Raw genomic sequence first — 15,724 nt, 5'->3', positions numbered from 1 at the left:
CTTTTCCTATCTTCTTCTTTCAATATCTTTTCCGGTTATGAAAAAACACGTCCTCCACCTGCTGGCATTCCTGTTCGTATTACCCGCCATGGCCCAAAGCAGCCACCCTGAGCCGGTAACATTGTCCATAGGGGCGGCAGCTCCCTCCTTTTCCCTGAAGGGCACAGACGGAAAGACTTACACCCTGGGCAGTTTCAGCAAAGCCAAAGTGCTGGCCGTCATCTTCAGCTGCAATCACTGCCCTACGGCACAAGCATATGAGGAACGTATCAAACAGCTGGCAAAGGATTATGCGCAGCAGCAGGTAGCAGTGGTGGTGATCTCGCCCAACAGTCCCAAGGCGGTAAACCTGGGAGAGCTGGGCTATACCGAAATGAGCGATAGCTACGAAGAAATGCAGCTCCGGGCCAAACAACATGCATTCAACTTCCCTTATCTCTATGATGGCGACGACCAGAAAGTTTCTATCGCCTACGGCCCGATAGCCACCCCGCAGGCTTTTGTGTTCGACGCCGCCCGCAAACTGCGCTATACCGGCCGCCTGGACGCCAAAGAAAAACCGGGCACAGGTCAGGCGGAAGATATCCGCAATGCGATAGACGCCGTCTTAAAAGGGGGGGAAGTACAGCACCCGGTGCAGAAAACATTCGGCTGTTCTATCAAATGGGCCTGGAAAGATGAGCTCAATAAAAAGATTCATGACGAATGGGCCAGACGCCCCGTAACGCTGGACTCGCTCAATGCCCAGGGTGTGAAGGAGCTGGTGAGCAACAACGGCGATAAGCTGCGCCTGATCAACGTATGGGCCACCTGGTGCGGCCCATGTGTACAGGAACTGCCGGAGTTTGTAAACACAGATCGTATGTACCGCGAGCGTGACTTTGAATTTATTACCATTACAACCGATAACACGGATAAAATGGCAAAGGCTTTGTCTATGCTGAAAAAGATGGAAGCATCCAATAAAAACTACATCTACAGCGGCGGAGATAAATATCAGCTGATAGACGCCATAGACCCGCAATGGCAGGGCGCGCTGCCCTATACCTTACTGGTAGAACCCGGTGGCAAAGTGATCTATCGTAAACAGGGAGCCGTTGATATGATGGAATTACGCAGGGCGATTGTAGAACATAAGCTGATAGGGAGATATTATTAGGTAGGGAGATATTATTAGGCTTCTCCTTGCTTCGGCACATTTTGTTAAAATAGTATTATACAGGCCCGGTAAGCAATTACCGGGTCTTTATTTTCATCATCTTTTTGCGGGTTTTCTTCTCCATCCGCTGGCTGGCATAAGTGTAATTCACCAGCAGTACCACAATCAGGATAAAAAGGCCAAAAAATTCACGGGTTTCTTCTATCCAGGGTTTGCCGGCTTTCATGCTTTGCGCAATATTCTCTGCATGATGGTTGGTGGCCCAGTCCATTACGCCATATTTATCAAAGAAGAGAAAGGTAGCGTACACCAGGTAAATCAGGATACCCACCAGGTAAGCGCCGCGGTAAAAATCCTTGCGGGCTGCCAGGAAGCACAGCACAGCGGTATACAGGTAGATGGGCATCCATATATAAGGGTCCGGATCATTGTACTGTAAACCCGCAAACAGGATAAATATCAGGCAAAAAAAGATATTGAATATTTTCATGAATGATTTCATCTATGATATAAATTTTAATCACAAATTATAAAGTATTGGCATGAATCTGCTGTTTTAGCAGATAAGATGTTCATCATCCACGAAGATTTTTCAAAAAATGTGAAATAAACACTTGTAATTGTTAAAATAAAGTTATAAATTGGTTGAAGATTAGACAGACACAAACAAACTGTAACAACCAAAATCTGAAGAGCCAGAAATCTAAAGCCTGGAGAAATTATTATCCCATCGCGTCGTCATGTTAATATTGTGTGCCGTGAATTGTTATACTCAAAAAACTTACTAATATAATTACACACACTTAAAGCCTTTATAAAGCCACGTTATGAAAAAAATCTACCACAATCTCGTGGCGGGGTGCTGTTGTTTGCTCATACTCTTCTGCTGCAACAGCACCTTTGCCCAAACTAAAAAGATCACCGGTAAAGTTACTTCTTCAGAAAATAGTGAACCTGTACTAGGTGCAACCGTACAGGTAAAGGGAACCAGCACTGGCACCGTTACCGACGTAAACGGTGCTTTTTCATTGTCAGTGCCCGAGAATGCCACCCTGGTAGTATCCTTTGTTGGCTTTAAACCCCTGGAAGTAACAGTAGGTTCATCTTCCACGATGGACATTAAGCTCGAAACATCTGCCAGTTCCCTGAACGAGCTGGTGGTAACGGGCTATACCACCCAGCAGCGAAAAGAAATTGTAGGCGCTGTCTCTACCGTAAAAGCGAAAGAGCTGGTGGCCGTACCTGCTGGTAACGCAGAACAACAGCTGCAGGGCCGCGTAGCCGGTCTCACCGTATTAAGTTCCGGCCAGCCGGGTACCAGCAGCCTGGTACGTATCAGGGGCTTCGCCTCGTTTGCAGGCAACGAGCCGCTCTACATTGTAGATGGGGTGCCCACCTTCAGCATTGAGAACATCAACAGCTTCGATATTGAAACCACCACCGTACTGAAAGACGCCGGCTCCGCTTCCATATACGGCGCCCGTGCTTCTGCCGGTGTGATCGTGATCACCACCAAGCGTGGCAACCGTGGTAAACTGCAGGTTACCTACGATGGTTCCTACGGCTGGCAAAATCCCGGCAAAGGGTTTGAAATGCTGAGCCCACAGGAAACCGCAGACTGGACCTGGACCGCATTACGCAACGCCGGAAAGCTGCAGCCCAACGGAAACCCCATCCATGCACAATATGGCAATGGGGTAAATCCAGTACTGCCCGATTATATCCTGGCAGGCAGCGAGTCTGGTGTGTTTGAAGGCAACCCTGCCATTGACCCCAGCAGGTACAATGTTGATTTTAATAAAGGCCCCATCTACCAGATAGTAAGGGCTAATAAAGCAGGTACCGACTGGTACAAGGAAATTACCCGCACCGCGCCTATACAGCAACATTCTGTGGGCCTCTCAGGCGGCAGCGATAATTCCCGCTTTTACGTTGGTTTCGGCTACTATAATCAGGAAGGGGTGGTGCTCAACACTTACCTCAGGCGCTATACCATCCGCGTCAATTCTGAGTTCACAGTACATAACAGGGTACGCATCGGGGAGAACATCCAGATCGCCTACCGCGACAATCCCCAGCTTACCAACCTGAATGAAGGTAACGCCATCTCACTGGCCTACCGTATGAACCCCATTATACCTGTACACGATATTTACGGCGGATGGGCCGGTACTGCTGCAAAGGGAACCAATAACCCCAGCAACCCGGTAGCCAACCAAACCCGTGCAAAAGATAATAAAGGACATGCTTTCGGCATATTCGGTAACGTATATGCAGAAGTAGATGTGTTAAAAGACCTCACCTTCCGCAGCAGTTTCGGAGGCAGCCTGTTCAGCTTTTATGCCAACGGGATCAACTCCAAAACTTATGAGAACTCAGAGAACATAGGGAACGATCAGCTGTATGAAGCCGGTGGCTACGGGCACAGCTGGACCTGGACCAATACCGCACGCTATCAACGCACTTTTGGCATCCATGATTTCAAAGGCCTGGTAGGTATAGAAGCCATCAGGGATGGTGCAGGCCGCAGCATAAACGGCACCGGCCTTAATCCATTTACCAATGCGGTGAATTACCGCACGCTCACTACTACACAGTCCTCCGGCCGTACGGTAGACAGCGATGGCAGCCCCGGTAACGATATCTTTTCCATATTCGGTAAAATAGACTATACCCTGATGGATAAGTACCTGCTCAGCGTGGTACTCAGAAGGGACGGTTCTTCCAACTTCGGTATCAATAACAGGTACGGTACCTTCCCCGCTATTTCAGGCGGTTGGCGCATCAGCCAGGAAAATTTCCTCAGGGATGTATCCTGGATCAATGAACTGAAATTGCGCGGTGGCTGGGGTAAAATGGGTAACCAGCGTATTGACCTGAACAACCAGTACAATCTGTATGCTGCCAGCGCAAGGTTCTCCGCCTATGCCATAGATGGTTCCAGCACTGCTACATTTGAGGGTATCAACAAGGCCAGGATCGGTAACCCCGACGGCCGGTGGGAAACCAACATTACCACCAACGTAGGCCTGGATGCTACCTTGTTCAACAACTCTCTGGACATTATATTCGACTGGTATCACAAGCGTACCAATGACCTGCTGTACGGTCCCGAATTACCAGGTACCGTAGGCCAGGTAATCTATCCCACCATCAACGTGGCCAGTATGCTCAATACCGGGGTAGACCTCCAGATCATCAAACGCGGCAACTTCGGCAAGAACTGGCGTTATGAAGCCAACCTTACCTTAACTACCTATAAGAACGAGATCACCAAACTGGCAGAAGGGGTAGACTACTTCGATGGTAACAGCTTTGGATCTTCCCGTATAGGCACCTTTACCCGTAATGAAGTAGGGCATCCTATTTCCGCCTTCTATGGTTACAGGGTAATAGGGCTTTTCCAGGATGATAATGATGTAAAGAACAGCCCCACCCAGGATGGCGCTGGTCCCGGCCGCTTCAAATATGAAGATGCGAATGGCGATAAGCGGATCACGCCCGAAGACCGCGTGTTCTTTGGGGATCCTAACCCGCGGCTCACTTCAGGTCTTGACCTGACCGTTGGTTATAAGAACTTTGACCTCAACATCTTCCTGTATACCGTACAGGGCGCCAAGGTTATCAACTACACCCGCTGGTTCACAGACTTCTATCCTTCTTTCCCGGGCCAGGCGCTCAATGCGGAAGTAAGAAATTCCTGGACACCGCAGAATACCGGCGCCAAGATCCCGGTATTCGAAGATGTGTCCAACTTCAGCACCAACACGCAGCCTAATTCCTACTATATGGAAAGCGGTTCATATATCCGTGCCAGGAACCTGCAGTTAAGCTATACACTGCCCGCTTTCACAAGTAAGCGGATCGGTATGGAAAAACTGAAAGTGTATGTACAGACCACTAACCTCTTTACTATCACTAAATACAAAGGGCTGGATCCGGGTGTAAGTGGTGTGGATACCAACTTTGGTGTAGACTATGGTAACTATCCGCTCACAAGGCAGTTCATCCTCGGGGTGAGCGCTAGTTTCTAAAATAATTAAAAATTGCACTGATGAAATCAAATAAAGCGATCATAGGGTTGTTATCGATGGCGGTTGTTTCGGTGGTGGTGTTATATGCCTGTAAGAAGTCCTTCCTCACCCGGGAGCCCATTGGCCAGCTGGGTGATGCGGATGTCGCTACCCAGAAAGGCGTTGAAGAATTGCTGATTGGCGCCTACGCCATATTAGACGGTAACTATAATGATTTTAACTGGCAGGCCTCCACTACCAACTGGGTGTTCGGAAGCATAGCCGGCGGCGATGCGCATAAAGGTTCAGATGCGGGCGACCAGGCAGATGTGAATCCAATAGAAAGGTATGAATCCCTGCCTACCAATGATTACTACAACGTTAAGTGGAAAGCTACCTACGACGGCGTAGCGCGTTCCAACAATGTGCTCAAGGCATTGGCCAAAGCCGATGTGAATGAAGAAGACCGTCCCATTCTCCGGGCACAGGCCCGCTTCCTGCGCGGTTTCTATCACCTGGAAGCCAAAAAGATGTGGAATAAGATACCTTATGTAGACGAGTCCATTGATTATGTGGCCAATAACTATAAAGTATCCAATACAGAAGATGCCTGGCCTAAAATAGAAGCTGATTTTAAAGCTGCTTATGATTCTTTACCGGCGCTCATGGGCCAGGTTGGCAGGGCTAACAAATGGGCGGCTGGAGCCTTCCTGGCTAAAACCTACATGTTCCAGAAGAAATATGCAGAGGCCAAGCCCATCCTGGAAGCCATCATCGCCAGCGGTACCAACCCCAGGGGTGTAAAGTACGGACTGGAAACCCGCTACCAGGATAACTATAACGCAGAGACCAAGAACGGCAAGGAATCTGTTTTTGCCGTACAGGCATCTGTGAACGACGGTGGCGGCGGCGCCAACTCCAATCCCGGCTCTATATTGAACTTCCCGCATAACTCGGTAGGCGCGCCCGGAGGCTGTTGCGGTTTCTTCCAGCCTACACAGGAACTGGTGAATTCCTTCCGGACCACTGCTACCGGGCTTCCACTGCTGGACGGCTCTTATAACCAGGGCGCCAACCAGGTAAAAAGCGACTTCGGTATTGCAGCCACTGCTGCTTTTACCCCCGACGCCGGCCCGCTTGATCCCCGTCTTGACTGGACCGTAGGACGCCGCGGTATTCCTTACCTGGATTGGGGGCCGCATCCCGGCATGTCATGGATCAGGGATCAATCTAACGGCGGACCGTATTCCCCCAAAAAGAACGTGTACTACAAATCACAGGAAAAAGTACTGACCGACGGTTCTTCCTGGACCAACGGCCTTACTGCTATCAACTTCATCCTGATCCGCTATGCAGATGTGCTCCTTTGGGCGGCAGAATGCGAAGTGGAAATCGGGTCGCTGGAGAAAGCCCGCGAATATGTGAACATGGTGCGCGAAAGGGCCAAAAACCAGGCCAGCTGGGTGATGAATGGCGCCAACCCCGCAGCCAACTATGTTATAGACACCTACAACAGCGCTTTCCCCGACCAGGCAACCGCCAGAAGGGCTGTCCACATGGAAAGAAAACTGGAGCTGGGTATGGAAGGACACAGATTTTTTGATTTAGTGCGCTGGGGAGAAGCAAGTTCCACTTTAAATGCTTATATTGCATACGAATCGACGATAATGGGCCTTTTAAGAGGGGCGAAATTTACCGAACCGAAAAATAATTATTACCCGATACCGCAACGGCAAATTGATTTGAGCGCGACCAATGGGGTCTCTGCTCTGGAACAGAATCCTGATTATTGATCAGGTTTTAGAATGGCGGAAGGAGAGGCACTTGTGCCTCTCTTTTATTTCCCCCCAATACCCAATGGAAATATTTTCCGCTCCTGGAACAGTATAGAGGACAAATCCACGGGACAATGAAGTTTTCTTTCAGATTTTTTGGGTGGTGCACGGGAATGCTATACCTGGCCACAGCCTGCAACCAATCCACCACCACCTTGTTCAGGTTAATACCTTCAGACCATTCCGGCATTCATTTCAACAATGTCATTACGGATAACGACAGCCTGAACATCCTTAATTTCGAATACATCTACAATGGAGGTGGCGTAGCCATTGCCGATTTTAATAATGACAGTCTCCCTGACATTTATTTTACCGGTAACATGGTGCCTAATGCCCTCTACCTCAATGAAGGTGGCCTGCGCTTTAAAGATGTGACCCAGGCCGCCGGCGTGAACGGCAACGGTAAATGGAGCACCGGCGTAGCGGTTATAGACATCAATAACGATGGCTGGCTGGACCTTTACATATGCGCTTCCAAAAAACAGGATAGCGCCTCCCGCCGTAACATGCTCTTTGTTAACCAGGGAGCCGGTAAAGACGGTATACCCCTGTTTAAGGACATGGCAGCGGAATATGGCGTGGATGATGCCGGGCACTCTGTAATGGGCGCCTTCTTTGATTATGATAATGACGGAGACCTGGACCTGTACGTATTGACCAATGTGATAGACTCTGCCCGCTATCCCAGCAAATACAAACCACGTACCCTGGACGGCAGCAACCTGAATACAGATCGCCTGTACCGTAACGACTGGAGCGAATCACTCAAACATCCCGTCTTCACCAACGTTTCCCGCCAGGCTGGAATTCTCATTGAAGGCTATGGCCTGGGCATCAGCATTACAGATATCAACCAGGACGGCTGGAAGGATATTTACGTGGCCAACGATTATCTTACCAACGATATCCTGTATGTCAACAACCGCAACGGCACGTTCACAGATCGTTCTTCCACCTGGTGCAAACATACGGCCTATTCGGCCATGGGCACAGATATAAGTGATATCAACAACGACGGTTTCGCCGATATCATCAGCCTGGATATGCTGCCGGAAAATAACCTGCGCAAGAAGATGATGATGAACGCCAATAATTACTATACATACATCAACAATGACCAATACGGCTACCAGTACCAGTATCCGCGCAATATGCTGCAGCTGAACTGTGGCCCCGTTCCCGGTAAAGACAGCATACCGGCGGTGGTGTTCAGCGATATCGGCTTCCTGGCAGGCATTGCAGAAACAGACTGGAGCTGGACGCCCCTGGTAACAGATTTTGATAACGATGGCTTCCGCGATATTGTGATCACCAACGGCTTTCCGCGCGACATCACAGATCATGACTTTGTATCTTTCCGGGCACAGGCCACTCCCTATGCTACCACTGAATTTATGCTGGAACAGATTCCCCGTGTAAAGATCCCCAACTACGCCTTCCGTAATAACGGTAACCTTACTTTCTCAGATGTGTCCGCGCACTGGGGCATCAATATTCCCTCTTTCTCCAATGGCGCTGCCTATGCAGATCTGGATGGGGATGGTGATCTTGATTACGTAGTGAATAATATCAATGATGAGGCTTTTGTATACGAGAACAACAGCAGTAAACATCCTGGCAGCAACTGGCTGCGCATACAATGGAAAGGGCCCGCTTCCAATCGCCAGGCCATCGGCGCCTGGGTGCAGGTAGAAGATAAGGAGCACCACAAACAGGTGTATGAGCATACCATTTACCGCGGCTACCTGTCTTCTGTTGAGAACGTGGCTCACTTTGGCCTCGGTAAAACCGATACCCTTGCCCTGGTAAAAGTTACCTGGCCCGATGGCAAAGTACAGGAATGGCGTAATGTACGGGCCAACCAGCTGCTTACTGCAGATTACAAAGCCGCTGTAACGGCGCCTGCCTCACACCTTGCATCAGCAGCGCCGCTGTTTACCGATGCGGCGGACAGTGCGAAGCTTACGTATAAACACACTGAGTTTGACTATATAGATTTCAATGATCAGAAGCTGCTGCCGCATAAATTATCTCAATACGGTCCTGCCCTGGCGGTAGGAGATATAGATGGCAATGGCCTGGACGACATCTTCATTGGCGGCGCCACACAGCACAAAGGTCTTTTCCTGGTGCAGGAACCGGGAGAAGGCTTTGTAGAAAAGGACCTGCTGCCTGGCCTGGCAGACAATAAAGGTGCAGAAGACATGGGGTGTCTGCTGCTGGATGTGGACAATGATAACGACCTGGATCTTTACATTGTCAGCGGTAGTTGTGAGAACAAAGCCGGCAGCCTCAGCTACCGTGACCGTCTTTACCTCAATAACGGGCGGGGTAGTTTTACTGAATCGCCCGGCGCCCTGCCTGCCCTCTATACCAGTAAATCATGCGTAAAAGCAGCAGATTTTGATCGCGATGGCGATCTGGACCTGTTCATTGGCGGCAGGGTAGAACCGGGAAAATACCCGGCTCCCGTTAGCAGCTATGTGCTGCGCAACGACACGGAGGAAGGCGTAGTGAAGTTTACAGACATTACTGCTGAAGCCGCGCCCGCCCTCAAAAATATTGGCCTGGTGTGCGATGCACTCTGGACCGACTACGATAACGATGGCTGGCCAGACCTGCTGCTGGCCGGGGAATGGATGCCCCCCGTTTTCCTGCACAATAACAGGAAAGGCAAACTGGAACCCGCCAAAACAGGGGTAGAACATGAAACCGGCTGGTGGAGTAGCCTGGTAGCCGGTGATTTTGATAACGATGGCGACATGGACTATATCGTCGGCAATACCGGGCTGAACACCCTGTACCGTGCCAGTGAGCAGGAACCGGTAACCATCTATGCCGCCGACTTTGACAAGAACGGCAGCTATGATGCGGTACCTGCATTGTACCTGAAAGACAGTGCAGGTAACCGGAAGGAGTTCCCCGCGCATACCCGCGACGACCTGATCAAACAGATGATCATAATGCGGGCCCGTTTTCCTAAATACCACGACTTTGCAGTAGCCACCTTACAGGATATACTGAAACCGGAAGAGCTGAAAGATGCTTTGCAGCTAAAAGCCGTCAACCTGCGCTCCTGCTTTTTTGAAAACAAGGGTAACGGTCGTTTTGTCTGTGTCCCGCTTCCGGTGCAGGCCCAGCTGGCGCCATTATATGGTATGGTGGCTGCAGACGTAAATGGCGATGGCAACCTGGATGTTATAATGAACGGGAACGACTTCGGTACAGATGTATCACTTGGCAGGTATGACGCCTTTAACGGCCTGGTATTGCTGGGTAATGGCAAAGGCAGCTTCACGCCCGTGGATATCATGAAAAGCGGTATCTATATACCCGGCGATGGTAAAGCCCTGGTACAGCTGAGAGACCAGCAGGGCAATTTACTGTTGGCGGCCTCCCAGAACCAGGGGGCTTTAAAGCTGTTCCGCCAGCGGCAGGCAGTAAAACTGCTGCCCTTACAGCGTAATGATGCCTGGATAACCGTGTATTACGCCAACGGGCATACGCAGAAACAGGAATGCGCCTACGGGCAAAGCTTCCTGTCGCAATCCGGCCGCTACCTGGCCTTCACGGCACCCGTAAGCAAAGTGGATGTAACAGATTTCAGGGGTCAGAAAAGAACCGTCACCTTACCATGAATAAAAGACTAGTTATACTATTGTGTTGTATGGCTTGGCTGGCAGCCTGCCAAAGGCCTGCGTCCGGGCCGGATCCGCTGAAGCTGCAGGATCCCGAGGTGGTACATGCGTCCGTAAAACGGCTGACAGATGTGATCGTGTACGATATCTTTTCTCCGCCCGTGGCCAGCCGTATTTATGCTTACGCAAGCCTGGCTATGTATGAGGCGGCGCGTTTTGCCGAGCCGCAATACCCTTCGCTCACTGCACAGCTGCATGACTTTGCACCCATGCCTGCGCCGGATCCCAACAAACAGTACAATTTTCTGTTAGCCGGCGCCAGGGCTTTCCAGGTAGTGGCCCGTAAGGTGACCTTTTCAGTTGATTCGCTCAAACTGTTTGAGGAGCAGCTCTATAAGCACTTCCGTTCTGCCGGTATAGGGGAGGAAGTGTTCAATAACTCTATCGCCTTTGGCGACACTATCGGCGCCACGATACTGGCTCGTTCCGCCAGGGATAACTACCGGGAAAGCAGGGGGTACCCGCGTTATACGGTAGACAGGGTAAAGGGCAGCTGGCAGCCCACCCCGCCGGATTATATGGACGCCATTGAGCCCTACTGGAACAGTATACGCCCTATGATAATGGATAGCTGTAACCAGTTCCAGCCACTACCTGCCAACCATTATGACAGCAATACCAGCAGCCGCTTTTATACAGAAATGATGGAAGTTTACAATACAGGCCGGCAGCTCAGCGCTGAGCAAAGGGCCATTGCCAGCTTCTGGGATTGCAACCCCTACGTCATGCACCATACCGGTCATGCCATGTTCGCCACCAAGAAGATCACACCGGGCGGCCACTGGATGGGAATTGCCGCCATTGCCAGCCGGCAGTCAAAAGCAGGTTATGTAAGAACAGCCCAGACCTATGCCTTTACCGCCGTTACCCTGCTGGATGCCTTTATTGCCTGCTGGGATGAAAAGTACCGCAGCAGGGTAATACGTCCCCAGACGGTGATCAATGACCTCATAGATCCAAGATGGGAGCCGCTGCTCCAGACACCGCCTTTTCCTGAGTATACCAGCGGACATAGCGTTATTTCCAGTGCTGCCGCCGTTTCGCTTACGCATTTATACGGGGATAACTTTGCCTTTACAGATACAACCGAAGTGGAATACGGCGCGGGTAAACGGAGCTTCACTTCCTTTCATCAGGCAGCAGAAGAAGCGGCCATCAGCCGTTTATACGGCGGCATCCATTACCGTTCGGCCATACTCAATGGTGTGCAGCAGGGTACCGCGCTGGGCGCTTATATTCTACAGCAAATAAAAGTGGATACGGGCGCCCCGCTTCAGAAAGGAGACTATAGTGCAAAGTAAGCTTTCTCCGTTCATCAAATTCTACTATCTTTATCCCCTCAATCGCCTATTTTTCCCGATTAGAACCAGGCGCAATGGAACAACCATATGATTATGACAGGAACGGTGTAAGCGCATTACTCTATGCCATTATTGAGCAGCACAGTACCAGCCAGTCCCGTGACTGGTTGATGCAACGCAGTAATGTGCTACAGGAAACGAAGTCTGTACAGCAATTTAACTTGACCTTTAGCGCAATTCCGCGCTTTACCGGTAAAGACCTGCTAACGTTACCCACCGGTATTATCAGCAACCTGCAGAATGCCGCTCATGGATTTTTCGTACAGAACTATACGTTAGACCGGCTGGTCCGGACGTGGTGGCTGCTACAATGGCCTTCAGACAAAAAGGAAGTGTATGTACAAACCGTTGAAGGCCTGTTCAATGCCGCTGAAATGAATGAGCTGGTAGCCCTTTACGGCGCGCTGCCCCTGCTGCCCTGGCCGCAGGAGTGGAAGCTGCGCACCTCAGAAGGGATCCGCTCCAATATAGGAACGGTGCTGGAAGCCATTATGTTAGATAATCCATATCCTGCCCGCTACCTCGATGAGCCAGCCTGGAACCAGCTGGTGATGAAGGCGCTCTTTACAGAAAAACCGGTGCATCGTATCATTGGTTTGGATGAACGGGCTAATGCCCGCCTGGCGGCAACACTGATAGATTATGCCCATGAACGCTGGGCAGCGGGCCGCACAGTGAACCCGATGTTATGGCGGCTGGTAGCCGGTTTTATCAATGAAACCACTATGCCAGACATCCAGCGTATATGGCAATCGCCGGAGAACATTGAAAAGGAAGCTGCCGCACTGGCATGCTATTACTCCCCTTATCCACCCGCCAAGGCCTTGCTGAAGCAAGCGCCCCGGGCAGAGCAGGATATCATCAGGGGAGCGCTTAGCTGGAGCCTTGTGGCCGAAAGATTAGGGGGCAATTAATAAAAACAACCAACAAATTCCCATGTGTTGTAGTCAGCAACTAACAGAAAAAGACCTGCAGCCTCAACCTATGCAGCAGGGCTATCTTGACCGTATAAGGGGGATGCGTTTCTTCGATCCGCATGTTCACATGACCTCCCGTACCACAGACGATTACCAGGCGATGGCCGATGCGGGGATCACCGCTATCATTGAACCTGCCTTCTGGCTGGGACAGCCACGCACCGGCGTAGACACCTTCCGCGACTATTTCAGCAGCCTGATAGGCTGGGAAAGGTTCCGCGCCTCCCAGTTCGGTATCAAACACTATTGTACCATCGGGCTTAATTCAAAGGAAGCCAATAATGAAAGACTGGCCGAAGCCGTCATGGAAATACTGCCGCTCTTTATCTATAAGGAAGGCGTAGTGGGCGTAGGCGAGATCGGCTTTGATGATCAGACACCTGCAGAAGAAAAGTACTACCGCGCACAACTGGAGCTGGCTAAGGAAGCCAACCTGCCTGTACAGATACATACCCCTCACCGGGACAAGAAAAAAGGTACCCAACGCAGTATGGACATTGCAATAGAGCATGGCCTTGACCCCGCTATGGTCATCGTAGACCACAATAACGAAGAAACCGTTAAAGAAGTTTTAGACCGCGGTTTCTGGGCTGCTTTCACCATCTATCCGTTTACCAAAATGGGGAACGAACGAATGGTAGACATTGTTAAACAATATGGCAGTGAACGTATTATGGTTAATTCAGCGGCAGACTGGGGCATCAGCGATCCGCTCGCTGTACCAAAGACCGCAGCGCTCATGCACGAAAGTGGTATTGACTCGAATCACATTCATTTGGTAACTTACCGGAATGCAATAACTGCTTTTTCACAAAGCGGGCAAATTAACGAGGCCGATTTTGAAACAGTGAAGCAGATAGATCAAAGTGAAAAATTTAATGGAAGTACTGTGCTAAGAGGTGGTCAGCAGCCGCGGATTGACAAGAATGCGATCATTATCCGCTAACAAGACTGCTTATGGATGGAGTACCAAGATTTATTGATAAAACCCCTGTATCCGGTGAGTTATATTCTTAGCAAATCGTTAGGTTATTTAAGGTTGGTCCGTCCGGCCAACTTATTGACCGCAGTGGCAGATATACTGGCGGGTATAGCAATTTCCGGTTTTTTACACAAGGCATATACGAACTATCTGGATTTGTTACCCGTAGCCTGCCTGTGCCTGGCTACCATTGGCCTGTATGGAGGCGGCGTGGTGTTCAATGATGTATTCGATGCATCGCTCGACAAGGTTGAGCGGCCCGAACGGCCTATTCCCAGCGGACTGATTAGCAGAACACAGGCGGTGATCCTTGGCAGCTACCTTTTCCTGGTGGGCATACTGGCTGCATTTACCGTAGGCCGGGTGGCCGGTTTCATTGCGCTTTCCATCATGGCCAGCGCACTGGTATATGATAAGTGGGGGAAACATGCCAGCTGGGGCCCCGTGAATATGGGCCTCTGCCGCGGCCTGAACCTGCTGCTGGGCATCAGCCTGATGGAGCCCGTATTACAGCGCTACACCTGGATAGCAGTGATACCCGTATTGTATATTGCTGCAGTGACCGCCATCAGCAGGGGAGAAGTATATGGCGGAAATATCCGGACGCTTCGTATAGCCGCCGTATGTTATGCACTGGTATATGGCACCATTGCCGTGCTGGCAGTCGCCAATGGGCACCTGCTGCAGGCTTCGCCTTTCTTACTGCTGTTTATCTACATGACCAATGCACCGCTGATCAAAGCCATGAAAGACCCGGTAGGGCCTAATATAGGCAAGGCTGTCAAAGGTGGTATCCTGGCACTGGTAGCTATGAACGCCGCCTGGGCCGCTGCTTTCACCAGCCTGCCCTATGCCTTCACCATTCTTATATTACTGCCTTTATCGCTACTGCTTGCCCGTGCCTTCGCCGTAACGTGACAAATACCAAATACCAAAATCCAAATTCCAAATAAATGTCTGCACTCGCCTTAAAGGCGAACAGCCTTCGGTGTTGACACAAGCTCCTGCTTTGGAATTTAAATTTTGGTATTTGGAATTTGGTGTTTAGTCCAGTAGTCCACGCCTGATCGCTTCCTTTACCAGCCCGGCGGTATTTTTTACAGCCAGCTTCTGGGTCAGGTTCAGCCGGTGAGTTTCAACCGTGCGCAGGCTGATAAATAAAAGGTCAGCTATTTCCTGGTTGGAATGTTCTTCTGCAATGAGTTTCAGTATTTCTTTCTCGCGGCGGGTCAGTGGTATTTCATAAACGCTTCTTTTGTTACCAGTCAGTGCTTCGTTCAGCAGGTCTTGTTTAAGCGATTCATCCAGGAACTGTTCGCCTTCATACACCTTTTCTATGGCGTTCGCCAGGGTAGTCGGGTCTGTGTTTTTGAGCAGGTAACCGGCCGCACCATTGCGGAGCATCTGTTTAATATACCGGCTATCCATAAAGCTGCTGATAGCGATCACCTTCATGTCCGGGTGCTGCTTGTGCACCTGTTTGCACAGCTCCATGCCGTCAATACCCGGCATCTGTATATCCAGCAGTAATACATCGGCCGGGGTTGCCGCCAGCGCAGGTAATAGTCCCGTGGGGTCGGTAGTGTCATAAACAACGCTGATATGTGCATAGGGAGCCAGCATGGTCTTTATCCCATTGATCACCAGCAGGTGATCATCTGTAATAGCCACTTTGATCTGCATATATAGTTTAAGT

10 protein-coding genes are annotated in these 15,724 nt (G+C 50.3%); 8 read left to right on the top strand and 2 right to left on the bottom strand.

Annotated features, from left to right (window positions below):
* Nucleotides 1-37 precede the first annotated feature (37 nt).
* Nucleotides 38-1,159 (top strand): redoxin family protein, encoded by a 1,122-nt coding sequence (locus Q0577_RS10875; protein ID WP_298735951.1) that lies wholly within the window; start codon nt 38-40, stop codon nt 1,157-1,159.
* Nucleotides 1,160-1,235: 76 nt separating this feature from the next.
* Here Q0577_RS10875 and Q0577_RS10870 read toward each other — a convergent pair whose 3' ends face one another.
* A complete protein-coding gene (locus Q0577_RS10870; RefSeq protein ID WP_298735949.1) occupies nt 1,236-1,661 on the bottom strand; it encodes a transmembrane 220 family protein in 426 nt (141 codons plus the stop codon).
* Between the two features lie 325 nt (nt 1,662-1,986).
* Here Q0577_RS10870 and Q0577_RS10865 point away from each other — a divergent pair, with 325 nt between their 5' ends.
* The 7 genes from Q0577_RS10865 to eboC all read left to right on the top strand — a co-directional run bounded on the left by Q0577_RS10865 (nt 1,987) and on the right by eboC (nt 14,946).
* Nucleotides 1,987-5,193, top strand: a complete 3,207-nt coding sequence (locus Q0577_RS10865; RefSeq protein ID WP_298735946.1) for a TonB-dependent receptor — start codon at nt 1,987-1,989, stop codon at nt 5,191-5,193.
* 20 nt (nt 5,194-5,213) lie between these two features.
* A complete protein-coding gene (locus tag Q0577_RS10860) occupies nt 5,214-6,965 on the top strand; it encodes a RagB/SusD family nutrient uptake outer membrane protein (protein WP_298735943.1) in 1,752 nt (583 codons plus the stop codon).
* Between the two features lie 116 nt (nt 6,966-7,081).
* Nucleotides 7,082-10,648, top strand: a complete 3,567-nt coding sequence (locus tag Q0577_RS10855; protein ID WP_298735938.1) for a VCBS repeat-containing protein — start codon at nt 7,082-7,084, stop codon at nt 10,646-10,648.
* 29 nt (nt 10,649-10,677) lie between these two features.
* Nucleotides 10,678-12,009 (top strand): vanadium-dependent haloperoxidase, encoded by a 1,332-nt coding sequence (locus Q0577_RS10850; RefSeq protein WP_298735935.1) that lies wholly within the window; start codon nt 10,678-10,680, stop codon nt 12,007-12,009.
* A 74-nt stretch (nt 12,010-12,083) separates the two neighbouring features.
* On the top strand, nt 12,084-12,983 hold the full coding sequence (locus Q0577_RS10845; RefSeq protein WP_298735933.1) for an EboA domain-containing protein: 900 nt from the start codon (nt 12,084-12,086) through the stop codon (nt 12,981-12,983).
* Between the two features lie 22 nt (nt 12,984-13,005).
* On the top strand, nt 13,006-13,992 hold the full coding sequence (locus tag Q0577_RS10840; protein WP_298735930.1) for a TatD family hydrolase: 987 nt from the start codon (nt 13,006-13,008) through the stop codon (nt 13,990-13,992).
* 15 nt (nt 13,993-14,007) lie between these two features.
* A complete protein-coding gene (gene eboC, locus Q0577_RS10835) occupies nt 14,008-14,946 on the top strand; it encodes a UbiA-like protein EboC (RefSeq protein WP_298735928.1) in 939 nt (312 codons plus the stop codon).
* 126 nt (nt 14,947-15,072) lie between these two features.
* On the opposite strand, the gene Q0577_RS10830 is transcribed toward eboC, so the two are convergent.
* Nucleotides 15,073-15,711 carry a response regulator transcription factor gene (locus Q0577_RS10830; RefSeq protein ID WP_298735926.1) on the bottom strand — a complete coding sequence of 213 codons (639 nt, stop codon included), beginning with the start codon at nt 15,709-15,711 and terminating at the stop codon, nt 15,073-15,075.
* Nucleotides 15,712-15,724: the final 13 nt, after the last annotated feature.

It is taken from the genome of uncultured Chitinophaga sp. (assembly GCF_937898475.1).
Lineage (GTDB): Bacteria > Bacteroidota > Bacteroidia > Chitinophagales > Chitinophagaceae > Chitinophaga.
The sequence above is the reverse complement of the archived record's forward strand: the minus strand, read 5'-3'. Positions and strand labels throughout refer to the sequence as shown.